The sequence below is a fragment of the Pseudomonas sp. P867 genome (assembly GCF_019891455.1).
GTDB classification, from domain to species: domain Bacteria; phylum Pseudomonadota; class Gammaproteobacteria; order Pseudomonadales; family Pseudomonadaceae; genus Aquipseudomonas; species Aquipseudomonas synxantha_A.
The window spans coordinates 587,190-613,879 of record NZ_JAFLXB010000002.1 but is presented as its reverse complement, the minus strand read 5'-3'; the positions used below and the strand labels follow the sequence as shown (position 1 = coordinate 613,879).

At 60.2% G+C, this 26,690-nt stretch carries 24 protein-coding genes; 12 read left to right on the top strand and 12 right to left on the bottom strand.

The features are described from left to right. Positions 1–11: 11 nt before the first annotated feature. The 7 genes from J1G33_RS06340 to J1G33_RS06310 all read left to right on the top strand — a co-directional run bounded on the left by J1G33_RS06340 (position 12) and on the right by J1G33_RS06310 (position 7,766). Entirely contained in the window at positions 12–1,670 is a 1,659-nt protein-coding gene (locus J1G33_RS06340; RefSeq protein ID WP_005783487.1) for a Na/Pi cotransporter family protein, read from the top strand. 58 nt (positions 1,671–1,728) lie between these two features. Then, positions 1,729–3,114, top strand: a complete 1,386-nt coding sequence (locus J1G33_RS06335; protein ID WP_078822730.1) for a pitrilysin family protein — start codon at positions 1,729–1,731, stop codon at positions 3,112–3,114. 69 nt (positions 3,115–3,183) lie between these two features. Continuing rightward, positions 3,184–4,215 carry a DUF5924 family protein gene (locus J1G33_RS06330; RefSeq protein ID WP_005783485.1) on the top strand — a complete coding sequence of 344 codons (1,032 nt, stop codon included), beginning with the start codon at positions 3,184–3,186 and terminating at the stop codon, positions 4,213–4,215. 54 nt (positions 4,216–4,269) lie between these two features. Then, the gene (locus J1G33_RS06325) at positions 4,270–5,418 is read left to right on the top strand and encodes an ABC transporter permease (protein ID WP_223017817.1); all 1,149 of its coding nucleotides are present in this window, start codon (positions 4,270–4,272) and stop codon (positions 5,416–5,418) included. Further along, complete coding sequence (locus J1G33_RS06320) at positions 5,415–6,218, top strand: ATP-binding cassette domain-containing protein (protein WP_014716351.1); 804 nt, start codon at positions 5,415–5,417, stop codon at positions 6,216–6,218. Before J1G33_RS06325 ends, J1G33_RS06320 begins: the two co-directional genes overlap by 4 nt. Position 6,219: 1 nt before the next feature. After that, a complete protein-coding gene (locus tag J1G33_RS06315; protein WP_223017816.1) occupies positions 6,220–7,158 on the top strand; it encodes an MlaD family protein in 939 nt (312 codons plus the stop codon). Further along, positions 7,155–7,766 carry an ABC-type transport auxiliary lipoprotein family protein gene (locus J1G33_RS06310; protein ID WP_148854267.1) on the top strand — a complete coding sequence of 204 codons (612 nt, stop codon included), beginning with the start codon at positions 7,155–7,157 and terminating at the stop codon, positions 7,764–7,766. The genes J1G33_RS06315 and J1G33_RS06310 overlap by 4 nt, the downstream gene beginning before the upstream one ends. 92 nt (positions 7,767–7,858) lie before the next feature. On the opposite strand, the gene J1G33_RS06305 is transcribed toward J1G33_RS06310, so the two are convergent. The 5 genes from J1G33_RS06305 to J1G33_RS06285 all read right to left on the bottom strand — a co-directional run bounded on the left by J1G33_RS06305 (position 7,859) and on the right by J1G33_RS06285 (position 12,257). Then, complete coding sequence (locus tag J1G33_RS06305; RefSeq protein WP_005783476.1) at positions 7,859–9,088, bottom strand: spore maturation protein; 1,230 nt, start codon at positions 9,086–9,088, stop codon at positions 7,859–7,861. A gap of 98 nt (positions 9,089–9,186) precedes the next feature. Next, positions 9,187–10,518 (bottom strand): glutamate/aspartate:proton symporter GltP, encoded by a 1,332-nt coding sequence (gene gltP / locus J1G33_RS06300; protein ID WP_005783475.1) that lies wholly within the window; start codon positions 10,516–10,518, stop codon positions 9,187–9,189. A gap of 741 nt (positions 10,519–11,259) precedes the next feature. Then, positions 11,260–11,727, bottom strand: a complete 468-nt coding sequence (locus tag J1G33_RS06295; protein WP_103734068.1) for an inhibitor of vertebrate lysozyme family protein — start codon at positions 11,725–11,727, stop codon at positions 11,260–11,262. Positions 11,728–11,729: 2 nt separating this feature from the next. Beyond that, a complete protein-coding gene (locus J1G33_RS06290) occupies positions 11,730–11,894 on the bottom strand; it encodes a DUF1328 domain-containing protein (protein WP_003187386.1) in 165 nt (54 codons plus the stop codon). Between the two features lie 78 nt (positions 11,895–11,972). After that, the gene (locus tag J1G33_RS06285; RefSeq protein WP_032881167.1) at positions 11,973–12,257 is read right to left on the bottom strand and encodes a hypothetical protein; all 285 of its coding nucleotides are present in this window, start codon (positions 12,255–12,257) and stop codon (positions 11,973–11,975) included. A gap of 392 nt (positions 12,258–12,649) precedes the next feature. Between J1G33_RS06285 and algB the strand changes: the two genes are divergently transcribed. Further along, a complete protein-coding gene (gene algB, locus J1G33_RS06280; RefSeq protein ID WP_032878543.1) occupies positions 12,650–13,996 on the top strand; it encodes a sigma-54-dependent response regulator transcription factor AlgB in 1,347 nt (448 codons plus the stop codon). Between the two features lie 10 nt (positions 13,997–14,006). After that, the gene (locus J1G33_RS06275) at positions 14,007–15,794 is read left to right on the top strand and encodes an ATP-binding protein (protein ID WP_078822725.1); all 1,788 of its coding nucleotides are present in this window, start codon (positions 14,007–14,009) and stop codon (positions 15,792–15,794) included. Positions 15,795–15,859: 65 nt separating this feature from the next. Here J1G33_RS06275 and J1G33_RS06270 read toward each other — a convergent pair whose 3' ends face one another. From J1G33_RS06270 to J1G33_RS06245, 6 genes are all read right to left on the bottom strand, one after another. Next, on the bottom strand, positions 15,860–16,636 hold the full coding sequence (locus tag J1G33_RS06270; protein ID WP_078822724.1) for an N-acetylmuramoyl-L-alanine amidase: 777 nt from the start codon (positions 16,634–16,636) through the stop codon (positions 15,860–15,862). 88 nt (positions 16,637–16,724) lie between these two features. Continuing rightward, complete coding sequence (locus J1G33_RS06265; protein ID WP_223017815.1) at positions 16,725–18,770, bottom strand: GGDEF domain-containing protein; 2,046 nt, start codon at positions 18,768–18,770, stop codon at positions 16,725–16,727. Next, positions 18,767–19,645: an endonuclease/exonuclease/phosphatase family protein gene (locus J1G33_RS06260; RefSeq protein ID WP_005783460.1), complete on the bottom strand. Its 879-nt coding sequence runs from the start codon at positions 19,643–19,645 to the stop codon at positions 18,767–18,769. The genes J1G33_RS06265 and J1G33_RS06260 overlap by 4 nt, the downstream gene beginning before the upstream one ends. 10 nt (positions 19,646–19,655) lie before the next feature. Further along, positions 19,656–20,291 carry a thiol:disulfide interchange protein DsbA gene (gene dsbA, locus J1G33_RS06255; RefSeq protein WP_032878548.1) on the bottom strand — a complete coding sequence of 212 codons (636 nt, stop codon included), beginning with the start codon at positions 20,289–20,291 and terminating at the stop codon, positions 19,656–19,658. 167 nt (positions 20,292–20,458) lie between these two features. Beyond that, complete coding sequence (locus J1G33_RS06250; protein WP_032878549.1) at positions 20,459–21,085, bottom strand: cytochrome c4; 627 nt, start codon at positions 21,083–21,085, stop codon at positions 20,459–20,461. 33 nt (positions 21,086–21,118) lie between these two features. After that, positions 21,119–21,340 (bottom strand): cytochrome, encoded by a 222-nt coding sequence (locus J1G33_RS06245; RefSeq protein ID WP_032878550.1) that lies wholly within the window; start codon positions 21,338–21,340, stop codon positions 21,119–21,121. Between the two features lie 192 nt (positions 21,341–21,532). Here J1G33_RS06245 and yihA point away from each other — a divergent pair, with 192 nt between their 5' ends. Then, positions 21,533–22,174: a ribosome biogenesis GTP-binding protein YihA/YsxC gene (gene yihA, locus J1G33_RS06240; protein ID WP_005783451.1), complete on the top strand. Its 642-nt coding sequence runs from the start codon at positions 21,533–21,535 to the stop codon at positions 22,172–22,174. 268 nt (positions 22,175–22,442) lie between these two features. Here the strand turns inward: yihA and polA are convergent, their stop codons facing one another. Next, a complete protein-coding gene (polA, locus tag J1G33_RS06235; RefSeq protein ID WP_078822721.1) occupies positions 22,443–25,238 on the bottom strand; it encodes a DNA polymerase I in 2,796 nt (931 codons plus the stop codon). A 74-nt stretch (positions 25,239–25,312) separates the two neighbouring features. Between polA and J1G33_RS06230 the strand changes: the two genes are divergently transcribed. Both J1G33_RS06230 and J1G33_RS06225 read left to right on the top strand, forming a co-directional pair. Then, positions 25,313–25,603 (top strand): DUF2782 domain-containing protein, encoded by a 291-nt coding sequence (locus J1G33_RS06230; RefSeq protein ID WP_032878552.1) that lies wholly within the window; start codon positions 25,313–25,315, stop codon positions 25,601–25,603. Between the two features lie 55 nt (positions 25,604–25,658). Further along, positions 25,659–26,612, top strand: coding sequence for a homoserine kinase (locus tag J1G33_RS06225; RefSeq protein WP_032878553.1), 954 nt, complete (start codon positions 25,659–25,661; stop codon positions 26,610–26,612). Positions 26,613–26,690: the final 78 nt, after the last annotated feature.

The following is a 26,690-nucleotide window of genomic DNA, read 5'->3' as shown; positions in this document are numbered from 1 at the left end:
GGGGGCCGAGCATGCTGACCCTGCTCAATCTGCTTTCCGCCGTGACCCTGCTTATCTGGGGCACGCACATCGTCCGTACCGGCATCCTGCGGGTCTACGGCTCCAACTTGCGCCAAGTCATCGGGCAGAACATGTCCAAGCGCTGGCTGGCCTTTATCGCCGGGATCCTGGTGACCGCCATGGTGCAAAGCAGCAACGCCACGGCGATGCTGGTCACTTCCTTTGTCGGCCAGGGTTTGATGAGCCTTACACCGGCCTTGGCCACCATGCTTGGCGCCGACGTCGGTACCGCGCTGATGGCGCGGGTGCTGACCTTCGACTTGTCCTGGCTGTCGCCGCTGCTGATCTTCCTTGGGGTGATTTTCTTCCTGTCGCGCAAACAGACGCGGGCAGGGCAGTTGGGCCGGGTGGGGATCGGCCTTGGGCTGATCATCCTCGCGCTGCAATTGATCGTCGAGGCCGCCGGGCCCATCACCCATGCCCAGGGCGTCAAGGTGATCTTCGCCTCGCTGACCGGCGATATCTTGCTCGACGCCCTGGTCGGCGCGCTGTTCGCAATGATTTCCTACTCCAGCCTCGCCGCCGTGCTGCTTACGGCCACCCTGGCCGGCGCCGGCGTGATCGGTTTGCACGTGGCCATCGGCCTGGTGATCGGCGCCAATATCGGCAGCGGTGTGCTGGCATTTCTAAGCACCAGCATGCAAAACACCGCCGGCCGCCAAGTGGCCCTGGGCAGCCTGTTGTACAAACTGATCGGCCTGTTGCTGATCATTCCTGTGCTTGACCCGCTCGTGGGCTGGATGGACGGTCTGGACTACAGCGCACAAGGCATGGTCATCACCTTTCACCTGCTCTATAACGTCACGCGCTGCTTGATTCTGCTGCCCACCATTGGCCCTATGGCGCGGCTGTGCGCCTGGCTGTTGCCCGAGCGCGAAGAAACCAATGGCAAGGCCAAACCACGCCACCTCGACCTGGCCGCGCTCACCACGCCGAGCCTGGCCTTAGCCAACGCCGCCCGCGAAACCCTGCGCCTGGGTGACCTGATCGACAATATGCTCACCTCCATGCAGGAGGTGCTGCGCGGTAATCAAACCGCAATCACCCAGCAAATGCGCAGCCTCAGCGATGATGTCGAGGCGCTCTACAGCGCGATCAAACTCTATCTGGCGCAAATGCCCCGTGAAGACCTGAGCGAACAAGACAACCGCCGCTGGGCGGAGATCATCGAGTTGTCGATCAACTTGAAATTGGCAGGTGACTTGATCGAACGCATGTTGCGCAAGGTCCAGCAGCAGAAAACCTCGCAGCGGCGGCAATTTTCCGAAGTGGGCCTGGAAGAACTCAGCGGTCTGCACAGCCAGTTGATCGCCAACCTGCGCCTGGGTCTGTCGGTGTTCCTCAGCGGCGACCCGGAGAGCGCTCGCCAATTGCTGCGTGAAAAGCGCCGCTTCCGCGCCCAGGAACGTCGCCTGGCTCACGCCCATGTCAGCCGCCTGCAGCGCAAAATCGTACAGAGCCTGGAAACCAGCTCCCTGCACCTGGAGCTGATCGCCGACATGAAACGCTTGAACTCGTTGTTTTGCAGCAGCGCTTATGTAGTCTTGGAAACGTCCGACACTGGCGCACTCTCCACCGAAGATATTGCCGACATCACCCATTCGCCCTGAACGTACGACGGCCAGTGAAGTCAGTTAACAATGGACCTCACTCGCCAGGAAGCTTGTTATGCGTCGCCTGTTACTCGCCTGCCTGCTTCTAGGATCGGCACACACCTTTGCCTTCGACCGTCAGCAAGTCGAGGGCTACACCTTGCCCAACGGCCTGCAGCTGCTGCTCAAACCGGGCACCGAACGCGGGCACGTGGCCATCCGCCTGGTGGTCGGCGTGGGCCTGGATGATTTCGGTTGCGAAGACAAAGAGCTTCCCCACCTGTTCGAACACCTGCTGTTCAGCGGCATCGACGGCGGTGGCGAAGGCGACCTCGAAGACCGCATGCAAGCGTTGGGCGGCGAATGGAACGCCTACACCAGCAACGCCGACACCACATTCGTCATCGAGGCCCCCGCGCACAACCAACGCAAGGTGCTGGACCTGCTGCTGGCAATCCTGACCCGCACGCAGTTGACCGATGCCAATATCAACGCCGCCAAGCAGGTGGTCGAGCGCGAAGACGGCGGCCATTATTCGCACCTGCAACGTTTGCTGGATCGCCAGGACCTGGGCCACAGCGCCAGCAACCAATTAGCCGTCGAGTTGGGGCTCAAATGCGCCGAACGCGCGCAGGTCGGCCACCTGACCCGCGATCAGTTGGAGAAACTGCGCAAAGCCTGGTACGCGCCCAACAACATGACCCTGATCGTCGTCGGCGATCTGGACAAGCTGCTGCCAGCCTACCTGGAACGCACCTACGGCCAGCTCGACCCGGTAGACCCGAGCGAGCATCGCCCGCTGCCGCAGATCCAGCACACCGCCGCCCGCCAGCGCGACCTGGTGCATGGCTGGGTCGGCGATGGCGCCAAACTGCACTGGCTGTTCCCCGAGCCGGTGCTGGACGACCAGCATGACGAAACCTACGACCTGCTCAAGGATTATCTCGATTGGGCGCTGTATCGACAGCTGCGTCTGAAGCATGGTTTGTCCTACGGTCCGTGGAGCGAACGCGAAGTGCTCGGCGGCGTAGGCTTCCTGAGCCTGAACGCCGACCTCGAACGGGAAAATCTCCCTGAAGCCGAGCAAGTCTTGCAAGACCTCAAGGCACAACTGCTCAAGGACGGCCTCGACCCGAAGGTGTTCACTCGCCTGCAGCAGGCTGCCATTGCCCGCCAAGCCTGGGCGGTACAGGGCAACAGTGCGTTGGCCGATTATTACTGGAGTGCCGCCGGCGACTACGCTGACGGCCGCTTCAGCGACCCGGTCAAGCGCATCAAGGCAGTGAGCCTTTCGCAAACCAACCAGGCGATGCGCGAGGTCTTCAAGCAACCGGGCTACTGGCGCATCGAAAAGCCGTTGTTGAGCTATGACGCCCTGACCTGGATAGGTGCGGGCGTTCTTGGGCTCATCGCCATAGTGTTGATTGGCGTTCGGCGTTATCGCCAACGGATCATGGAATGAAGCACCGAGCCCAGCGCTAAGACGTTATTCTGTCTGGGATTTTTTCCTACAAAGACTGCGAACCGCCGAATGCCAAACCTGACCCATCTAATCCAGCGCATCCTCGAACTGATCAAGCGCTACCCAGGGGTAATTGCACTCGGCGGTTTTATCTCGGGTGTGGGCAGCTTCATCCTGGTGGACCGCCAGCAAGGCATGGCCAGCTGGATCGCCGTCATCATGCTGGTCAGTTGGTTGTGGCTGATGCTGGAAAACAGCTTCACCCAACTGTTTGCCAAGCTCTTCAAGCGCGAGATCCCGGAACCGCTGCTGCGCTATGCCACGCAGATGATCCACCAGGAAAGCCTGTTCTTTGTGCTGCCGTTCTTTTTCGTCACCACCGCCTGGAACAGCGGCCAATCGCTGTTCACCGGCCTGCTCGGCGCGGCGGCACTGGTGTCGATCATCGACCCGCTGTACTACAAGTGGCTGGCGCCCAAGCGCTCGCTGTTCCTGGCCCTGCACACCCTGACCTTGTTTGCCGCATTGCTCACCGCGCTGCCGATTATCATGCACCTGACCACTGCCCAGAGTTACAAGCTGGCGCTGGGCGTGGCCATGGCGCTGTCGATCCCGAGCCTGGCGGTCAGCCTGCCGCTGCGCAGCCTCAAAGGCTGGGCGATGCTGCTGGGGGTCACGGCGGCGATCGGATGCGCCGGCTGGTTCCTGCGCAGTTGGGTGCCGCCGGCCACCCTGTGGATGACCGAAGTCGCCATCAGCACCCAACTGCAGGATCGCACCCCGGGCGATGACCTCAAGGAGGTCACCGCCGACCAGTTGCGCAGCGGTGGCCTCTACGCCTACACCGCAATCAATGCCCCACGCGGGCTGGATGAGCGGATCTACCATGTGTGGAAATTCAACGGCAAGGAAGTCGACCGCATTGCCCTGGATATCCATGGTGGGCGCAAGGAGGGCTATCGCGCCTGGACGCACAAGCAGAATTTCCCGGGCGACGCAGCGGGGCGCTGGCAAGTGCAGGTCCTCACCGAGGACGGCCAAGTGATCGGCGTCTTGCGCTTCAAGGTGATCGACACAGCACAAGCGGACAACCCAAAGTAGGTCAGATCGTGCTATTACGTAGCCATTGTGGATAGCCAAACAAGCTCGGAGCTTATGACCACTCGCACGACCGCCGGCGCAGCCCATCTTGATACGTCCAGCACCCCGCCTTCGCTGCGGATTACCGGCGACTGGACGCTTGCCCACTACGCCAACCTGAAAAAGCTGTCGGACACACTCGACGGCCAATACGACGCCGGCGCCCGAATCGACCTTAACGGCCTCGGTGCGCTGGATACCGCCGGCGCGTCACTGCTGGTCGAGCTGCTGGGCCCCGACCGCATCCAGCACTGCGCCGAGCAGACCGATTGCAGCCTGTCGGCCGCCGACCGGGCGCTGCTCAAGACGGTCTACCGCTCCCTCAATGATTTTTGCGTCCCGCTCAAAGAGCCGGAAGAAAGCGCCGGCATCCAGGTGCTGGCCCGTATCGGCTGCGCGGTGGACACCGTCTGGCAAGACGCCAAGAAACTCCTGGGTTTTATTGGCCTGATCCTTGAGACCTTCGTCCGCGGGATGTTTCGACCCAAGCGCTGGCGCCTTACGCCGATGGTCGCCCATATCGAACAGACCGGTCTCGATGCCGCACCCATCGTGGCCCTCCTGACCTTTCTGGTGGGCGCGGTGGTGGCGTTTCTTGGCGCCACCGTGCTCAAGAGTTTTGGCGCAACGATTTTTACCGTGGACCTGGTGGCGTTCTCTTTCCTGCGCGAATTCGGCGTGCTGCTCACCGCGATCCTGATCGCCGGCCGTACCGCCAGTGCGTTCACCGCGCAAATCGGCTCAATGAAGGCCAACGAAGAAATCGACGCCATCCGCACCCTGGGCCTGGACCCGATGGAGCTGCTGGTATTGCCGCGGGTTCTGGCGCTGCTGGTGGCGTTGCCGATGCTGACTTTCCTGGCGATGCTCTCGGGGATTGTCGGCGGTGGCGTGGTGTGTGCGGTGGCCCTGGATATTTCACCGGCGATGTTCCTCTCGCTGTTGCAATCGGACATTGGCGTGCAGCACTTTTTGGTGGGCATGGTGAAGGCGCCGATCTTCGCTTTCCTGATCGCGGCCATTGGTTGCCTGGAAGGCTTCAAGGTCAGCGGCAGCGCCGAATCAGTCGGCGCGCACACCACCTCCAGCGTGGTGCAATCGATTTTTGTGGTGATCGTGCTGGATGCGGTCGCCGCGATGTTCTTCATGGAGATGGGCTGGTGAGTCGTCTACACCGTGCGCCCACTGAGGCGGTGATTGAAGTGCGCGGCTTGTGCAACCGCTTTGGTAGCCAGAGCGTGCATGAAAACCTCGACCTGGATTTATACAAAGGCGAGATTCTGGCAGTGGTCGGCGGCTCCGGCAGCGGCAAGTCGGTGCTGCTGCGCAGCATCGTCGGCCTGCGTCGGCCCAGCGAAGGTGAGGTGCGGGTGTTCGGCAAGAATCTGCCCAGCCTGCCTGAGCACGAACGCTCGCTGGTGGAGCGGCGCTTTGGCGTGCTGTTCCAGAAGGGCGCGCTGTTTTCCTCGCTGACCGTTACCGAGAACGTTGCCCTGCCATTGATCGAACATGCCGGCCTCAGCCGCGCCGACGCCGAGCACTTGGCGGCAGTCAAGCTGGCCCTGGCCGGGCTACCCCTGTCGGCCGCCGACAAATACCCGGCTTCGTTGTCCGGCGGCATGATCAAGCGCGCGGCCCTGGCCCGTGCGCTGGCACTGGACCCGGACATCCTGTTTCTCGATGAACCCACCGCTGGCCTCGATCCGATTGGCGCAGCGCAGTTCGACCAACTGATCCTGACCCTGCGCGATGCGTTGGGCTTGAGCGTGTTCCTGGTCACCCACGACCTCGACACGCTGTACACCATCACCGACCGCGTGGCGGTGCTGGCGCAGAAGAAAGTGCTGGTGGCCGACGCCATCGATGTCGTCTCGGAAACGGACGACGCCTGGATTCACGAATATTTCCACGGCCCCCGGGGCCGCGCGGCATTGGATGCCGCTCAATCGCTCAACGAGGTATGACATGGAAACCCGAGCCCATCATGTGATGATCGGACTGTTCAGCGTAATTGTGGTGGTCGGCGCTATGCTCTTCGGCCTGTGGCTGGCCAAATCCAGCGTCGACAGCGCCTTCCAGGATTACGAAGTGATCTTCAACGAGGCGGTCAGCGGCCTGTCCCAGGGCAGTGCGGTGCAGTACAGCGGGATCAAGGTAGGCGACGTCACCAGCCTGCGCCTGGACCCCAAAGACCCGCGCCGCGTCCTCGCCCGCATCCGCCTGGCCGGGCAGACGCCGATCAAGGAAGACACCCAGGCCAAGCTGGCGCTGACCGGCATCACCGGCACCTCGATCATCCAGCTCAGCGGCGGCACCCCGCAGAGCCCGGAACTCAAGGGCAAGAGCGGCAACCTGCCGGAAATCATCGCCTCGCCATCGCCCATCGCGCGCCTGCTCAATAACAGCAACGACCTGATGACCAGCGTCAACCTGCTGCTGCACAACGCCAACCACATGTTCTCCCGGGAAAACGTCGAACGCTTGAGCAACACCCTGGATAACCTGCAACAAACCACCGGTGCCATCGCCGAGCAACGCGGCGACATCAAGGTGGTAATGCAGCAATTGATGCAGGTGAGCAAACAGGCGGGTGCCGCGCTGGAACAAACCACCGTGTTGATGCGCAGCGCCAATGGCCTGCTCAACGAGCAAGGCAAGCAAGCCTTCGGCAGCGCCGAGCAGGCGATGAAATCCCTGGAGCAAAGCACCGCCACCATCAACAGCTTGCTGACCAACAACCAGGACTCGGTGAACAGCGGTATGCAGGGCCTCAACGAACTGGCGCCAGCGGTGCGTGAGCTGCGTGAAACCCTCGGTTCGCTGCGCGCCATCTCCCGTCGCCTGGAAGCCAACCCCAGCGGTTACCTGCTGGGCAGTGACAAGAACAAGGAGTTCACGCCATGAAGCGTGCTTACCTGATGATCGCCCCTGTGGCCCTGGCACTGCTCAGCGCCTGCTCGATTCTGCCCAAGCCTGACCCGTCAGACGTGTACCGCCTGGTGTCCACCCAACCAACCACCCAAGGCACGCCGGTGAGTTGGTCGCTGCGCGTAGCCAAACCCCAGACCAGCGAGTTTCTCGACAGTCCACGCATTGCCGTAGTGCCTGACGGCAACCTGATCAGCAGCTATGCGAACTCACGCTGGAGCGACCCGGCACCGGTACTCTTACGCAACCGCCTGCTGGACGGCTTCCAACGCGATGGACGGGTAACGCTGCTGAGTACCGACGAGACCAACCTGCAAGCCGACTATGAGTTGGGCGGGCAGTTGCAAGCGTTTCAAAGTGAATACCGGGGTGACGCGGTGGAGGTGGTGATTCGCCTGGATGCGCGTTTGGTGCGCGGCAGCGATCAGCGGATTATCGCCAGCCGGCGGTTTGAGGTAAGGCAGCCGGTGGGTGATACCAAGGTGCCGGCGGTGGTGGCAGCCTTTGGAAAGGCGGGGGATCAGTTGAACAAGCAGGTGGTGGATTGGGTAGTGCAGCAAGGCAAGGCTTCCTCTAAACGCTGACAGCCTCATCGGGGGCAAGCCCCCTCCCACACTTGATCTGCGAATGCATTCAAAATGTGGGAGGGGGCTTGCCGCCGATAGCAATCTAAGGCTTAACCGAAGAACCAGTAGCACACCGCAATAGCCGCCACGACACCGGCAAACTCCGCCAGCAACGCACAACCGACGGCATGTCGCGCGCGCTGGATGCCCACCGAACCAAAGTACACCGCCAACACATAGAAGGTGGTCTCAGTACTGCCCTGTATTGTCGCCGCCACCAAGGCCGGGAAGCTGTCCACACCCTGGGTCTGCATGGTCTCGATCAGCATCGCCCGTGCCGCACTGCCGGAGAAAGGCTTGACCATCGCAGTCGGTAGCGCATCGACAAACCGTGTATCCATGCCCGTCCAGGCCACCACATGGCGAATCCCTTCCAGGCCGAAGTCCAACGCGCCCGAGGCCCGCAACACGCCCACCGCACACAGCATCGCCACCAGGTAAGGCAACAGGTTCTTGGCCACGTCGAAGCCTTCCTTGGCCCCTTCGACGAAGGCCTCGTACACCTTGACCTTGCGCAACGCGCCGATCACCAGAAACAGCATGATCAGGCCAAACAACGTGAGGTTGCCCAGGATCGAGGATAAACCGGCCAGCGCCGTTGCCGAGAGTGTCGCCAGCAGCGCCATGAAGCCGCCCAGCACCAACGCGCCAGGAATCAGATAAGCCAGCACCACCGGGTCCCACAACCGCAGGCGTTGCATCACCGCCACCGACAGCAGGCCCACCAGGGTCGATGCGCTGGTGGCCAGCAGGATCGGCAGGAACACCAGCGTCGGATCGGCGGCGCCTTGCTGGGCGCGGTACATGAAGATGGTCACCGGCAACAGGGTCAGCGAGGACGCATTGAGCACCAGGAACAGGATCTGCGCGTTGCTCGCCGTGTTGGGGATGGGGTTGAGTTCCTGCAAGGCCTTCATGGCTTTCAGGCCGATGGGCGTGGCGGCGTTGTCCAGGCCCAAACCGTTGGCGGCGAAGTTGAGGGTGATCAGGCCGATGGCAGGGTGACCGGCAGGCACTTCCGGCATCAGCCTTCGAAACAACGGGCCGAGCGCCTTGGCCAGCCAATCGACGATCCCGGCTTTTTCAGCGATGCGCAAAAAGCCCAGCCACAAGGTCAGGGTGCCGAACAGCAGCACCATGACTTCCACCGACAATTTGGCCATGGCGAAAATGCTTTCGACCATCGCCGCAAAAATCCCGGCGTTACCGCCCACCAGCCATTGCGCCAGTGCTGACACCATTGCCACGACAAAGAAGCCAAGCCACAGGCCATTTAGCATCAGTTGAATCCCCCGAAAGATGGGGCGAATGATAGCGGGGCTGACAGAAACGACAAACCCCGGAATTATCCGGGGTTCGTGTCAGCGCAATCGTGCTATCAGCCGCGAGTAGTCTCGCCGGCTGGCAACGCTTCCTTGCTGCGCCAGTGCGGCAGGGAGTTCCAGTAGCGCTCGCCCTTGGCGTCATCGTACATGCCTTCCCAACGGGAGATGACCAATACGGCCAAGGCATTGCCGATCACGTTCAGTGCGGTACGCGCCATGTCCATCACACGGTCGACACCGGCGATAAACGCCAAGCCTTCCAGCGGGATGCCCACGCTGCCCAGGGTAGCCAGCAACACTACAAAGGACACACCCGGCACGCCGGCGATACCTTTGGAGGTAACCATCAGGGTCAGAACCAGCATCAGTTGCTGGCCGATCGACAGGTCAATGCCATACAGCTGGGCAATAAAGATTGCCGCGATGCTCTGGTACAGGGTCGAACCGTCGAGGTTGAACGAATAACCGGTCGGCACCACGAAGCTGCAGATCGCCTTCGGCGCGCCGTAGGCTTCCATCTTCTCGATCACCCGGGGCAGCACAGTTTCGGAACTGGCGGTGGAGTAAGCCAGTACCAGCTCATCCTTGAAGATGCGCATCACTTTCAGGATCGAGAAGCCAAACAGACGGGCGATCAGGCCCAGTACCGCGAAGGCGAAGAACAGAATGGCGACGTAAACCAGGATCACCAGCTTGGCCAGCGGCAGCAGGGAGGCAAAGCCGAAGTTGGCGACGGTCACCGCGATCAGGGCAAACACGCCGATAGGGGCGTACTTCATGATCATGTGAGTGACTTTGAACATGCTCTCGGACACGCCCTGGAACATGGTCACCAGCGGCTCGCGCAGCTCAGGCTTGAGGCTCGACAAGCCCAGGCCGAACAGCACCGAGAAGAAGATGATCGGCAGCATTTCACCACGGGCAACCGCCGCGAAGATGTTCGATGGGATCAGGTTGAGGATGGTTTCGATGAACGCATGTTCATGCTGCACCTCGGCGGCGGTGGCCTGGTACTTGGAGATGTCGACGGTACCCAGGGTACTCATGTCGATGCCGGCGCCCGGGTGGAACAGGTTGGCCAGCAGCAGGCCAACCACGATGGCGATGGTAGTGACCACTTCGAAGTAAAGGATGGTTTTGACGCCGATGCGACCGAGCTTTTTCGCGTCGCCCACACCGGCAATGCCGACGATCAGCGAGGAAATCACAATCGGGATCACGATCATCTTGATCAGGCGGATAAAGATATCGCCTGCCGGCTGCAATACATTGCTGATCCACCAGGCCTTTTCAGCACTGAAATGGTTGAGCACTGCACCGATTGCGATCCCCAGTACCAAACCGATGAGGATCTGCCAGGCGAGGCTTAGCTTTGCCTTCTTCATGTCATTACCCTTACTTCAAGTGGACTTATGGCAAATGCGCCAGCTGCAACGCTCGAAAGCGAAAAAGTGTGTGCATCAGCCTCCATGGAAGGTCACCGCAGCGTGGCCGAAATGGCTTACTGGTAGGCGAAAAAAGGCGCAACTATTCCCATGCAAGGGAGCGACGTCTAATGCCGTAAACGCCTACCCTATGCCGAATCGGCATGGCTTTTTTTGAAAATAATTGTCCAAACGGTCAGTTCGAATACGCCATTCAGGCGGGTGAATATGCCGTGAGGCGGCCAAATCAGGCTCGCTCAGTGATACTGAACGACTTGCAACGTTTGGCAGAAATGCGTGAGAAATCCACCACCTAGGACCAGAAATGTCCTATGGCGCGTCCGAAAATTTCTCGATAGATGGTCGCGTCGACATACCCGGCAATGGTTGGCGAGAGGCAAAAAGCAAAATTGCGACTATGAGAGGCATAACGCGAGAGCCATGAAGCGAGAGCCAAGCGCGGGCATGAGAGTCATAAGCCCGCCGCAAGTTCAGCAAGCTTGAGGACTTGTGAACTTGCGTCGCAGCTTTTCGCCTGACCCGGCCCTTTCGCAGGCACTCCCTGTGCCCGTAGGTCACGCCGATCTTAATCGATCAGAGCAACCCGGCCCCCTGGTCATGCACCACCCTTGGCGAGTGATGCAAACAGAAAGAAGCGCAGGGGCTTCTTTCTATGGACGCTGGCTCCGTCTCAGACGGAACCTAGTACCAATTCGGATCTTTCTTCAGTTGTTCCATCAACAGCTTTTGCATGCCTTCATCCGGCTTACCGAGGAAACGGTAATCGGCATGCCGTGTCGGGGACTTGTCGGCCGGCAAACCGGCTGGGACTTCCACCAACATCGCGTAGGCATCTTCCTTATCGAAACTGAAGGCCACGATCAAACGCTTGCTCCGGCAGGTATCCGCGGTTTCACACAGCGGCCCGACCAAGTACTTGTCGCCATCTTCCTCGACAGCGTTCATTTGCTCAGCGGTGCCGGACAGGTTCATCACCCATTCCGGCAGACGCTCTTCTTTCTTCACCACGCCTTGCCAGGTTTCACGGTATTGCGGATCCGAATTGAGCAATTCGTTCGCCCGGGATTGCCCGTCATTGGCGGCCATCGCCAGGCTGCTGCCGCCCAAGAGCAGGGCGGCAGCAATGGCTTTAAAAGGCAGAGTGGTCATATTCAACCTCGGCCTTTACGACCAAAGAAGAACGAAGCAATGAACATCACCAGGAAGACGACAAACAGGATCTTGGCGATGCCGGTGGCGGTGCCAGCGATACCACCGAAGCCCAGGACTGCAGCGACAATGGCGATGATCAGAAATGTGATTGCCCAACTCAACATGGTGATTCTCCTTATGCTTCTATAGGGGTAACAGCGGTAGTGCCGTGCAGTCGCTCAACACAAGCGACTTGTTCTTGCCTAGAACACCCAGCGCTCTTGAGCAGGCAGTTCATCCAGGGTGGAGTCCTGATCGACCAAGCTCAATTGCGGGGCAGTTACATTAGCGCTGGCGCTGCCAATGGAACGGAAATGGTTCTGGGTCATCACCGGACGCTCAAATTGCGGGGCTGGCTGCTCACTCTGCTGCCAGTGCTGCATCTGCTGGCCGGCAATCAACGTGACCATCAAGGCCAGGCTGGCAAACAGGCCCTGCTGCATACGCAGCGGCGATACACGCAATTGGCTGAGGCTTTGGCGAGTCATGCTGCTGTTCTCCCGCATTCTGATTATTCGTTCATGACACTCTTGGGAGGGATATTGCAGACTGCGTGCCAGCTTTATTGCAAAATAAAACACAATAAAATCAATAGGTTATGTGACATGAAAGGATGTTGCACCCAGCATCCTGCACGATGCCTCTTTAGATGCCGTGCGAAATGCACGATGGCCAGTGGTCGGGTCAGGGGATCGAAAGCGCACGCTCAGTTGCCGAAGTCGCGATAACGCACAAAAAGGCTATCAGCCGGCGCTTTGTAGGAAGGCGTGTAGATACCTACACGAAGATGCCTTTTATGAATCAGAATAAACCATGCAACTTGCCCGATTATTCCGGGACTAAACACCATCTTATTTAATAGTTAAGGAGCGCGGGACAGATGGATTCAGCCAAGGAGCTTCAAGGCCGCATTCTTTTAGTGGATGACGAATCCGCAATCCTCCGCACGTTCCGTTATTGCCTGGAAGACGAGGGCTACACCGTTGCCACCGCCAACAGCGCCGCCCAGGCCGATGCCCTGATGCAGCGCCAGGTGTTTGACCTGTGCTTTCTGGACTTGCGCCTGGGCGAGGACAACGGCCTGGATGTACTCGCGCAGATGCGTATCCAGGCTCCGTGGATGCGTGTGGTGATCGTCACGGCCCACTCCGCCGTGGATACCGCCGTGGACGCAATCCAGGCCGGTGCCGCCGACTACCTGGTCAAACCTTGCAGTCCGGACCAATTACGCCTGGCCACCGCCAAGCAACTGGAAGTACGCCAGCTCTCTGCGCGACTGGAGGCCCTGGAAGGCGCAGTGCGCCAGCCCAAGGATGGCCTCGACTCTCACAGCCCGTCGATGATGGTGGTACTGGAAACTGCGCGCCAAGTGGCCGGGACCGATGCAAACATCTTGATCCTCGGCGAGTCCGGCACCGGTAAAGGTGAGCTGGCCCGTGCCATTCACGGCTGGAGCAAACGCTCCAAGAAGTCTTGCGTGACCATCAACTGCCCGTCACTGACCGCCGAGCTGATGGAGAGCGAACTGTTCGGCCATAGTCGCGGCGCGTTCACCGGCGCCAGTGAAAGCACCTTGGGACGCGTTAACCAGGCTGACGGCGGCACGTTGTTTCTCGACGAGATCGGCGATTTTCCCCTCACGTTGCAACCAAAGCTGCTGCGCTTCATTCAGGATAAGGAATATGAGCGTGTGGGCGACCCAGTCACCCGCCGCGCCGACGTGCGCATCCTCGCCGCCACCAACCTGAACCTGGAAGACATGGTGCGCGACGGCCGCTTCCGGGAAGACTTGCTGTACCGCCTCAATGTCATCACCCTGCACCTGCCGCCGCTGCGCGAACGCAGTGAAGACATCCTTACCCTGGCTGACCGCTTCCTGGCACGCTTCGTCAAGGAATACGCCCGCCCCGCGCGCGGATTCAGTGATCAGGCCCGTGAAGCGCTGCTCAACTATCGCTGGCCCGGCAACATTCGCGAGCTGCGTAACGTAGTGGAGCGCGCCAGCATCATCTGCCCTCAGGAGAAGGTAGAGATCAGCCATTTGGGGATGGCTGAGCAACCGACCAACAACGCGCCCCGTATCGGCGCGGCGTTGAGCCTGGACGAACTGGAAAAAGCCCACATCGGCGCCGTGCTCGCCACCAGTGACACGCTGGATCAAGCAGCCCGCACCCTCGGCATCGACGCGTCGACCCTGTACCGCAAACGCAAACAGTACAACCTGTGAGCAGGACCTTATGAAGCTCGCGATGAAACTGCGCACTCGGTTATTTCTGAGCATTTCAGCGCTGATCACCGTGGCCTTGCTGGGATTGATCCTGGGCCTGGTCAGCGTCATGCAAATGGCCAAGACCCAGGAATCGCTGATTCGCAGTAACTTCATCACCCTGGATCTGGGACTCAAATTGCGTCAGAGCCTGGGCGACCAGCTGATCATGATGCTGGAGAAACGACCCGACCCTGAGGCCCTGAGGGCCTCCAAGCAGCATTATTTCGACCTGCTGGACCAAGGCGTTGCCCATGAGCAGTCGATCGGTAAAAGCCATGGCTTTGGCCAGGCCCGCTCCGACTACCAGAACCTGCTCGAAGCGTTCGACCAATCCCAGCAGGAAACACCGCCGCCGGGCAGCAAGGAAAAAATCACTGAAACCTTCAACATACTGCGCAACGGACTGATTGCCGATCACAAGCAGGCACTGGAGAACATCAGCGCCAGCGAGCACAAGTCCCGTGAGCGCGCGTTATTGATTGCAGGGCTGCTCGGGTTGGTGGGCCTCGCAGTGTTGATCATTGGCTTTGTCACGGCCCATGGCATCGCGCGGCGTTTTGGCGGACCGATCGAGGCACTGGCCAAAGCCGCCGACAAGATCGGACAGGGCGATTTTGAAGTGACGCTGCCTATCTCCTCAGCAGCGGAAATGAATCAGCTGACCCGCCGTTTCGGCATCATGGCCGAAGCATTGCGCCAGCATCAGGCCACCAATGTCGATGAACTGCTGGCCGGCCAACAGCGCCTGCAAGCCGTGCTCGACAGTATTGATGACGGCCTGCTGATGATTGATCGGCAGGGCTGCCTGGAGCACCTCAACCCGGTTGCACAACGCCAACTGGGCTGGGACGAAGAGCGCCTAGGTCAGGGCCTGGGCGAAGCCCTGGGTCGTGCAGAGATGGATGAACAACTGCAACTGGTGCTGCGCGGCGGCAACCTGGAGCGGGCGCCGGATGATCTGGAAGTAGAGGTCGAGGGCGAACTGCGCCTGCTGACCTACAGCCTGACCCCTGTGAGCCATACACAGGGTCATATTCTGGGGGCTGTGATGGTGCTGCATGACGTTACCGAACAGCGCGCCTTCGAACGAGTGCGTAGCGAGTTCGTGTTGCGCGCCTCTCATGAGCTGCGCACGCCGGTGACCGGCATGCATATGGCCTTCGGCCTGTTTCGCGAGCGAGCGAAGTTCCCGGCAGACTCCCGTGAAGCGGACCTGCTGGATACGGTCAACGAAGAAATGCAGCGCCTGATGCAGTTGATCAACGACTTGCTCAACTTCTCGCGCTACCAGAACGGCCTACAAAAACTCACCCTGGGGGCCTGCGATGTGACCGACCTGCTGGAACACGCACGGGCGCGATTTACCGAACCCGCCAATGCGCAGCACATTGAGTTGCTGGTGGAAGCCCAGCCGGAGTTGCCGCGACTGTATGCCGACCAGGTGCAACTGGAGCGCGTGCTCGACAATTTGCTCGGCAACGCGTTGCGCCACACCGCCGAAGGCGGGCAGATTCGCCTGCAGGCACGGCGTCATGGCGAACGGGTGATTATCAGTGTTGAAGACAACGGCGAAGGTATCGCCTATGGCCAGCAAGGGCGAATCTTCGAACCCTTTGTGCAGGTGGGTCGCAAGAAAGGCGGCGCGGGCCTGGGGCTGGCCCTGTGCAAGGAGATCGTGCAGTTGCACGGCGGCCGCATGGGCGTGTATTCACGACCAGGGCAGGGTACGCAGTTCTATATGGCATTACCGTTGTAAAAAAACAGCGCTCTGTGGCGAGCAAGCTCCCTCGCCACAGCAAGCTCGCTCCTACATCTACACAATCAGCGCTGGTTCAAGGCCCGCAGGATCGCAGCACTTTCAGCATCCGGAGTGCCATCAAACAATGAAGGGCGGAAGCGCATCTGGAAGGCGGCGATCACATGCCGCGTGGCCACATCCAGCTCCCCGGTCTGCGGTGTCTGATAGCCCAGGCGAGCGAGTTCTTCCTGGAACCAGGTGATGCTCGGCAGCTGAGCGCCGTACTGCACCTGGAATCGGGCCACGGCCTGTGCATCCGGCCAGACGGCCAAGCCTTCTGCGGCCAAGCGCTTCCAGGGGAACAGCGGCCCCGGGTCCAGCTTGCGCAGTGGGGCAATGTCGCTATGCCCGATGATGTTCTTGGGGTCGATACCGTTACGCTTGCTGATGTCCTTGAGCAGCACGATCAGCGACTGCACCTGCGCTTCGGAATACGGGTACCACACACGCCCTGTCGGCGTATCACGGAACCCAGGGTTGACGATCTCGATGCCGATGGAGCTGGAATTGAGCCAGGTGCGCCCCATCCACTCGCTTTCCCCCGCGTGCCAGGCACGCTGGCTTTCATCCACCAGCTTGTAGATGGTGCCTGAGGCGTCGTCGCCGATCAGGTAATGGCTGCTCACCTGGCCATGGGTCAGCAATGCCAGCGAGCGCTCAAGGTTGGTAGAGGTGTAATGCACGACAACAAACTGCACGCGGTTGTCGTGGTTCACCGAAGGGTGGCTGGTATTCAGCCGCGGGCCGCTGGCGCAACCGGCGAGCAGGAGAAACACAAAAGCAATAGACAAGGATTTCATGGCAGGAGCAGTACACTGAGAGACGATAATGCAACAGTGTAACGTAACGTAATTAGCCCGGCGGTCAAATTACAAAATGGAACATCTTTTATGCCACCTGCACTTGATTGCGTCCCGCTGCCTTGGCCCTGTAAAGCGCTTCATCGGCTCGCTTGAGGGCCAAGTCGCTGCGCTCGCCAGGTTGAAACTGCGCTACGCCCATGGACACCGTGATCGTCACCGGCTCGCCCTTGAAGTGGAACGGGCATGCCTCGATGGCCGCGCGCAATACTTGAGCGACAGCCAAGGCATCCGCCAAGGCTGAGTCGGGCATCAGCAGCACAAACTCCTCACCGCCGAAACGCGCGATGAAGTCGGTGGGCCGCAGGCGCTTGCTCAGCACGTTGGCGATGATCTTGAGCACCTTGTCGCCCGCCAGATGACCGTAGCCATCATTGATGCGCTTGAAATGATCCAGGTCGAGCATCGCCAGCGACAGGCTGTTGCCGCGTTGATGCCAGGCGTTGACCTCGTGATCAAGGCGTTCGCTCCACGCTGCCCGGTTGGGCAGACCGGTCAGCGGATCGAGCAAGGCCTTCTGGCGCTGTACTTCCAGGTGCTCACGGTAGCCCTGGGCTTCCTGCTCCATGTTGGCCACCCGCTCAGCCAGGGTTTTTAGGCGCGCCGCCACTTCCTGCTCACGTTGGTCACGCTGCTGCTGATGCTCGTCCATGGTCCCGAGCAAGCCTTCGAGATGGCTTTCGAGTACCTGCTTGAGGCTGCTCAGATCGGCGGCTTCCTGCACGCTGCTTTGCAACCCGTCGACCTGTTCACGAATCTGCGTATCCAGCTCCCGCGCGGCCAGGCTGCTATCGGCATGGCCCTCGCTGGCCACCTGCAGGTGGCCCTGAAATGCCTCAAGGCGCTCGTTGAGTTGCTTGAGATAAGCCTCGAACTCATGCTGGCCACTGTCGGTGATCGCCAGCATCAGCACCGCCAGGTCATCCAGGATCGGGATCAGCTCGTACCAATTCAAGCCGTGGGCAAGCCGCTCGCGCATGGCTTCGGCCTGGGGCCGGTGACGTTCAGGCAGGGACAGATCTTCCAACAGGCCCAGTAACGTATCTTCAATGTGCTTGGCCACCGAGCTGTAGGACGGCTCAGGCGAGTCGGGCAGGGCGTATATCCCATCGGACTGCAGTTCGTCGGGCTCGGGAACTTCCAGCACAGGGGGGAGAGACAGGCTACCTATGCTGGTTTGATCCGGCGCGTCGACTTCAACCTGCGGCGCTTCAATAAAGGCGGCGAGCGCGCTTTCAGGGGCCGGCTCTTCTATCGGCGGCTCAGGGGCCTGCACAGGTGAAGCAATCGGGGCTGCAGAAGGCGGTGCCTCGAATGCGAAGGTGTCGCGAGCCGCTTCCACCGGGGCCGGCGCTACCAGTTCCGATGCGGGAGCGAGCGGCGTTTGTGGTTGCGGTGCAAAGGCACGCAAGGCCTGGGTCAACTCTTCGGACTGTACGGGCTCCTGCGGCTCGGGCGAAGGTGGCGGCGCAGCGGGCTTTGACGACGCCAACTGCACGGCGGGCAGTGGCGCAGCGTCAACCTGTGGCGCGTCACTCGATGCCTCCTTACTGCCAAACAGGCGCTGCAGCAGCCCTGGACCTGCGCGTGAGGCTTCGCTTTCAGGCTCCAGATTATTCAGCGCCTGCCCTTGCAGGCTGCTTAGCTCACTGAGCAACAGCGGTATCTCCCGCGCCTGGCCGACGCGGCTATCGAGCTGTTTGGCAAAGGCCTTCAGCGGGCGGGCCACCTCGCGGGGCAACGCAAGCTTTTGCAGCTGGGCAACCAGGGCCGTGAGTGCGGTGCTGATCTGGTCAACCCGGGTTTCGCGGCGCTGCTCGGAATCCAGCACAGCCTTTTCCAGGCGCGGCAACAGCGCTGCGAGGGCTGCGTCCATGTCGTCCGTGCGCACTACATCACGCATTTCTTTCATGCATTGATCAACAGCGCGGTCAGTCCCTTCAGCCGCCAGCGTGCTGCGCACCAGGCCGCGGCGCAGCAGGTCGAGGCGGGCGGCCCAGCGGCGTTCGAGCTTGTCTTGTTGCTCGATGCTCTTGAGGTATTTCTCTTTCCAGCGCTGGGCGTCGTCGCTCATGCAAGAGGTCCGCGAGGGCCTGGGCTCAACGCGGGTAATGCATCAGCGGTAAGCGAACCCGGCAGACGAATCTCTACCGCGACGGGCAGGTGATCGGAAATGGGCTGCGCCAGCACTCGCACACTTTCCAGTGTAAGGCTCGGGCTGAGCAGGATGTGGTCAAGGCAGCGCTGCGGGCGCCAGCTGGGAAATGTGGCTTCGACTTGCGGGGCCAACAGGCCCAGGTCGCGCAGCGGGGAATTCTGCAACAGGTCGTTGGCATGGGTGTTCATGTCCCCCATCAACACCTGGTGCTTGTAGTTACCAATCAGGTCACGCACATAGGCAAGCTGCAGGTTGCGGGTACGTCCGCCGAGTGCCAGGTGCATCATCACCACCACCAAGGCTTCAGGACCTTCACCGAAACGCACGAGGATCGCACCGCGGCCTTTCGGACCCGGCAGCGGGTGATCCTCGATGGCGGTCGGCTTCAAGCGGCTGAGCACACCATTACTGTGCTGTGCCAGGCGCCCCAGGTTGCGGTTGAGCTGCTGATACCAGTACGGAAACGCGCCGAGCTGGGCAAGATGCTCCACCTGGTTGATGTAGCCCGAGCGCAGGCTACCGCCGTCAGCCTCCTGCAAGGCGACCAGGTCGAAGTCGCTGAGCAGGTCGCCGATCTTCTGCAGGTTACCGGTACGCCCCTTGTGCGGTAGAACGTGCTGCCAGCCACGGGTGAGGTAGTGCCGGTATTTCTCGGTACTGTTGCCCACCTGAATGTTGAAGCTGAGCAGGCGCAAGCGGCTGTCTGCCGGCAGGCCCGTGGCTTGCAGGTGGTGTTCGTTGACCTGCGGCTCGTGCAGGCCAACGACGCGTTCGGTACCCCAACGGCGCATGGCGGGCCCCTTACTTGGCTGCGCGTTCTTTAGCGATCAGTTGGTCGGCAACATTGAGGACCGCTTCAGGACCACCGGCAGTGCCCAGGTCGAAACGATACTTGCCGTTGACGATCAGGGTTGGAACGCCTTGCACACCGTACTTCTGCGCGAGCTCCTTGGCCTGCTTGATCTGGCCCTGGATGGCGAAGGAATTGAAAGTGGCCATGAACTTGTCCTTGTCCACGCCCTGGGTGGCGACGAAGTCAGCCATTTCGTCCGGCTTGGTCAGGCGCTTGCCCTGCTTCTGGATCGCTTCGAAAACAGCGTTGTGTACTTTGTGTTCCACGCCCATGGCTTCGAGCGTCAGGAACAGTTGGCCGTGGGCATCCCATGGGCCACCAAACATGGCGGGAAGGCGACGGAAGTTAACGTCCTTGGGCAGCTTTTCAACCCATGGGTTGATGGTCGGCTCAAAAGCGTAGCAATGCGGGCAGCCATACCAGAACAGCTCCACCACTTCGATTTTGCCGGGTACCGACACCGGTACAGGGTTAGCCAATTCAACGTAGGTTTTACCGGCTTCAAGCGGCACATCGGCTGCTTGCGCGGTCATGCCGAAGAGGCTGGCAGTGACGAGAGCGGCGCTGAGGATCAGATTACGCATGCTTTACTCCTGGACAAATAAAGTCGCCTCACGCGACCTTTGTTGTGACAGGTCTACGCGGGCATGAGTTCGTTAGTGTAACGGCAGCGGCCACAAAAAAGGGCGGCCTGAGCCACCCTTTTATGCTTGCATCGCGGGATTAATCGAGTGTTAACGTTGCGTGCAACTTAATGCAGGCCCTGGATGTAACTGGAGACGGCTGCAATGTCTTCGTCACTCAGCTTGCGAGCGATGGTGCGCATGATTGCGGCGTCGCCATCATTCGCTCGTCCGGCCTCTTCCTTACGGAAATCGGTCAGCTGTTTGGCGATATAGGTAGCATGCTGGCCACTCAGGTGCGGGAAGCCAGCGGCGGCGATGCCAGCGCCATTTGGCGAGTGGCAACCGGTGCAGGCAGGCAAGCCTTTTTCCAGGTCACCGCCACGGAACAGCTTTTCTCCGCGAGCGACCAATTTAGGATCAGCAGCTCCCACACTGCCTTTCTGGCTGGCAAAATACGCCGCGAGGTCCGCCAGGTCCTGATCGTTGAGATTGGTCAGCATGCCGGTCATTTCCAGCACTGTGCGCTTGCCGTCCTTGATGTCGTGCATCTGCTTGCTCAGGTAACGTTCACCCTGGCCGGCCAGTTTGGGGAAGTTCGGCGCCGGGCTGTTGCCATCCGGCCCGTGGCAGGCACCACATACGGCGGCTTTCGCTTGACCGGCAGTGGCATCACCTTTGACGGGGCCCTCTGCAGCGACGGCAGCGCCTGTGATGCCCAAGGTCAACAGCAGACTCACGATCAGTTTGTTCATCAGCTAATCCAACTACGGCTAAGGGTTTAAGAGTTATCTACCGGGTTTACTCACCGCCAACTCAATGACGGCCTGGTAATCCTCAGTACTGCAGTCCATGCACAAACCACGCGGCGGCATTGCCTTGAAACCCTGGGTCACGCGCTGCATCAGCATGACCACGCAAACTCGGTTGTACAGCGCTTGTGGATCCTGTGTAGCCTGAGCGCCGTAAAGCGGGTTCAGGACACCAAAAGCGGCAACCATTGAGGCCATACATCGACCTTTTCAGGGTTTGAGAGCGTTTTGCGTTCTAATGCGCAATAAAGGTCTTTCGCTCCCGTGAACTTCATCCTTCGCTGGGACAAAGCACACACAAAATCTGCGGCATTATATACTGGCGCTACTGAAACGGAAACGACACCGCTTGCCGCACCCTTTTTCGGCACCGCCCACATCGGAAATCTCATGCAACTCAAGAATCCCATCCTCGGCCTGTGCCAACAGTCCACGTTCATGCTCAGCGCCGCCAAAGTGGACCAATGCCCCGATGACGAGGGCTTTGAAGTCGCCTTTGCCGGCCGCTCCAACGCTGGCAAATCCAGCGCACTGAACACCCTGACCCACGCCAGCCTGGCGCGCACCTCGAAAACCCCGGGTCGCACGCAACTGCTCAATTTCTTCAAGCTAGACGATGATCGGCGTCTGGTCGACCTGCCGGGCTACGGTTATGCAAAAGTACCTATCCCGCTGAAGCTGCACTGGCAGCGTCACCTTGAGGCTTACCTGGGTGGCCGGGAGAGTTTGAAGGGTCTGATTCTGATGATGGACATCCGCCATCCGATGACTGACTTCGACCTGCTGATGCTCGACTGGGCCGTCGCCAGCGGCATGCCGATGCACATCCTGCTGACCAAGGCCGACAAGCTCACCTACGGCGCAGCCAAGAACACGCTGCTCAAAGTGCAGTCCGACATCCGTAAAGGCTGGGGCGATACGATCACTATCCAGCTGTTCTCGGCGCCGAAGCGCATGGGCCTGGAAGAGGCTTACACGGTGCTGGCCGGCTGGATGGAATTGGCGGACAAAGGCGCAGAAGCTACCGAGTAACTTTTCTGCGGGCAAAAAAAACCCCGGACTTCGTATGGGGAGGGAAGTTCGGGGTCCAAGTTCCGGACCGCTAGGGCGGGGTCCAGATATCTGCCAACACTTAACACAACATAGGAGCATTGAAGGGCTTCACCACCCATTCAGTAACTCTGAGTGGCAGTTCACAGGTTAAGTTCCGGCAGCTCCAAAAAACTATTGGAAATAACTGACGGCGATTTGCGCTCTAAAGCACTGCGCCAGCACCCTCGGTGTTGGCGCAGCTCTGCAATCAGTGCGCTTGGTCCCAGTTATCGCCCACGCCCACATCCACCACCAACGGTACGTCCAGCTGGGCTGCAGCACTCATATGTTCGCGAATCTTCTCGCTGACTTGTGGGACCAGGTCCTCACGTACCTCCAGCACCAATTCGTCGTGCACTTGCAGGATTACCTTGGCATCCAGGCCCGACTCGGTCAGCCAGTTATCCACCTGCACCATGGCTTTCTTGATGATATCCGCCGCCGTGCCCTGCATGGGCGCGTTAATGGCTGTGCGCTCTGCCGCAGCGCGCTCCTGAGGCTTGTTGGAGTTGATATCCGGCAAGTACAGGCGCCGCCCGAAGAAGGTTTCCACATAGCCTTGGTCCGCTGCCTGGGCACGCGTGCGCTCCATGTATTCGCGAACACCTGGATAGCGGGCGAAGTACACATCGATGTAAGCCTTGGCGGTCTTGGTATCGACGCCGATGTCCTTGCCAAGCTTCTGGGCTCCCATGCCGTAGATCAGGCCGAAGTTGATTGCTTTGGCACTGCGGCGCTGGTTGGACGTGACTTCAGCCAGCTCAACCTTGAATACCTCGGCAGCCGTGGCGGTGTGCACGTCCAGATCGTTTCGGAAGGCGTTCATCAGCCCTTCGTCCTTGGACAGGTGCGCCATGATCCGCAGCTCAATCTGGGAATAGTCCGCCGCCAGCAGCTTGTAGCCCTTGGGCGCGACAAACGCCTGGCGAATCCGCCGCCCTTCGGCGGTGCGCACCGGGATGTTCTGCAGGTTCGGGTCGCTGGAGGACAAGCGCCCGGTTGCCGCTACCGCCTGATGGTAAGACGTATGAATGCGCCCGGTGCGAGGGTTGATCTGCTCCGGAAGGCGGTCGGTGTAGGTACTTTTGAGCTTGCTCATGCTGCGGTACTGCATCAGCACCTTGGGCAACGGAAAATCATCTTCGGCCAGTTTGGCCAGCACTTCTTCGGCGGTGGAAGCCTGCCCCTTGCCGGTCTTTTTCAACACCGGCATCCCCAGCTTCTCGTAGAGAATCGCCCCAAGCTGCTTGGGTGAACCGAGGTTGAATTCTTCACCGGCGATCTCGAAGGCCTGGCGCTCCAGCTCGACCATCTTGTTACCCAGCTCGATGCTCTGGATGCCCAGCAGCTCCTTGTCCACCAATGCGCCCTGGCGCTCGATACGTGCCAGTACCGGCACCAACGGCATCTCGATATCCGTCAGCACACTGGCCAGGCTCGGGATCGCGGCCAGCTTTGCGTGCAGCTCCTGATGCAGGCGCAAGGTTACATCGGCATCTTCGGCTGCGTAAGGGCCAGCCTGTTCAAGGGCAATCTGGTCGAACGTCAGCTGCTTGGCGCCTTTGCCGGCAATGTCCTGGAAGCTGACCGTGTCGTGGTCCAGGTACTTCTTCGCCAGGCTGTCCATGTCATGGCGGGTCGCTGTGGAGTTCAGCACGTAGGATTCGAGCATGGTGTCGAAGGCGATGCCACGCACAGTGATGCCCTGTGCAGGGTCGCCACCGATGGCGCAGTTGGCGAGGATGTTCATATCGAACTTGGCGTGCTGGCCAACCTTGAGTTTGGTCGGGTCTTCCAGCAGCGGTTTCAAGGCCAGCAGCACGGTGTCCCGATCCAATTGATCCGGCGCGCCGATATAGGAATGGGTCAGCGGGATGTAGGCGGCTTCATGGGGCTGCACAGCAAACGAGACCCCAACCAATTGCGCCTGTTGAGCGTCAATGCCGGTGGTTTCGGTATCAAAGGCAAACAACGGCGCATCGTTGAGTTTTTTCAGCCACACGTCGAAGGTGGCCTGGTCCAGGACGGTGGTGTAAACCGCCTCTACCGGTACCGATATAACGGCCTCGACCGGCGTTTCGGCGGCAGGTGCAACCTCGCTCGCCGACTTGAGCTCCACACGCTTGGCATCGCGCTGGATCTCGTCATACCAGCTCTTGAACTCAAGCAGCGTGTACAGCTCCAGCAGCTTTTCGCGATCCGGCTCGATCAGGTGCAGGTCATCCAGGCCCACGTCCAGTGGCACATCGATCTTGATCGTCGCCAACTGATAGGACAGGAATGCCATCTCCTTGTGCTCTTCAAGCTTGGCTGGCAGGGTTTTGGCCCCGCGGATAGGCAGCGTCGGCACAATATCCAGCTGCTCATAAAGCTCTTTGAGGCCGCCATTCACTCCCACCAACAAGCCCGAGGCGGTCTTCGGCCCAATACCCGGGACGCCTGGGATGTTGTCGGACGAATCGCCCATCAACGCCAGATAGTCGATGATCTGCTCGGGAGCGACGCCGAATTTCTCCTTTACGCCCTCAACGTCCATCGAGCTACCGGTCATGGTGTTGACCAAGGTAATGTGCCCGTCCACCAGCTGTGCCATGTCTTTATCGCCGGTCGAAATCACCACCGGGCGGCTGGCGGCCGCGCTGCTGCGCGCCAGGGTGCCGATCACGTCGTCAGCCTCGACGCCTTCGACGCACAGCAACGGGAAGCCCAGGGCGATCACGCTTTGATGGAGCGGCTCGATTTGCAGGCGCATGTCATCGGGCATACTCGGGCGGTTGGCCTTGTACTCGGCGTACATCTCATCGCGAAAGGTCCCACCCTTGGCGTCGAACACCACCGCGAACGGGCTGTCCGGGTACTGCTTGCGCAGGCTTTTGAGCATGTTCAACACGCCCTTGACCGCACCGGTCGGCAGGCCTTTGGAGGTGGTCAGCGGTGGCAGCGCGTGGAAGGCGCGGTACAGATAAGAAGAACCGTCCACCAGGACGAGGGGCGCTTGGCTCATGAGCAGGATCAACCTTTTCGGCGGGTCAGGCGCTAGAATAGCCGGACCAATGAAAACAAAGGGACAAGGTTATCATGCGTACATTCAATCGCCTGCTGTTGACCGGTTTGATTGCACTCGCTCCGATGGCTGCCATGGCGGCAGACGATGCCCCTTCGGCAGACCCGGAAGTTACCATTCGCACGGAAGGCGACAAGACTATTCAGGAGTACCGCCAGAACGGCTTCCTGTACGCAGTCAAGATCACAAAAAAAGGCTTTCCACCGTATTTCCTGGTGCGCGCGGACGGAACCGATGCGAACTTCATCCGCTCTGACCAGCCGGATATGCTGATCCCGTCATGGAAGATCTTCGAATGGAAATGATTTCTTAATTTTAACCGGCGCTGCTAAGCCAGCGCCCGTAACGGCAGTTTTAACCATGTCTGTGTTCACCCCCCTGGCTCGGCCCGAGCTGGAAACCTTTCTCGCCCCTTATGGGCTCGGCCGCCTGCTTGATTTCCAGGGGATTGCCGCCGGCAGCGAAAACACCAATTTCTTTATCAGCCTGGAGCAGGGTGAGTTTGTCCTAACCCTGGTTGAGCGCGGCCCCGTGGCAGAAATGCCGTTCTTCATCGAACTGCTCGACGTGCTCCACGACGCCGACCTGCCGGTGCCGTACGCCTTGCGTACCACCGACGGTATCGCTTTGCGCGAACTCAAGGGCAAACCCGCCTTGCTGCAACCGCGCCTGGCCGGCAAGCACATCAAGGACGCCAACGCCCAACATTGCGCCCAGGTCGGCGACCTGCTCGGCCACCTGCACTTGGCGACTCAGGGCGAAAAAGTGCTGGAGCGCAAGACCGACCGCGGGCTGGACTGGATGCTCAGTGAGGGCGCGCAGCTGATTTCACACCTCAACGACGCACAGCAGCGCCTGCTGCAGGACACATTGAGCGAGATCGAAACCCACAAAGCTGACATCCTCGGCCTGCCACGGGCCAACGTTCACGCCGATCTGTTTCGCGACAATGCGATGTTCGAAGGCACACACCTTACGGGCTTGATCGACTTCTACAACGCCTGCTCGGGGCCGATGCTCTACGACGTGGCGATTGCCTTGAATGACTGGTGTTCGGATGCCGATGGCGTGCTTGATGGGCAACGAGCGCGGGCGCTGCTGGGAGCCTACGCGGGGCTGCGACCGTTCACCGCGAAGGAGGCCGAGCTATGGCCGACCCTGCTGCGTGTGGCGTGCGTGCGTTTCTGGCTGTCACGACTGATCGCCGCGGAGTCGTTTGCCGGCCAGGATGTTCTCATTCACGACCCCGCTGAGTTCGAGCACCGTCTGGCGCAACGCCAGCAGGTCAGTGTCCACCTGCCGTTCGCGCTCTAAAAGGCCTACTCGGTCAAAAAAATGTGGGAGCTGGCTTGCCTGCGATAGCGGTGTCGACTGACACGCCGCCATCGCGGG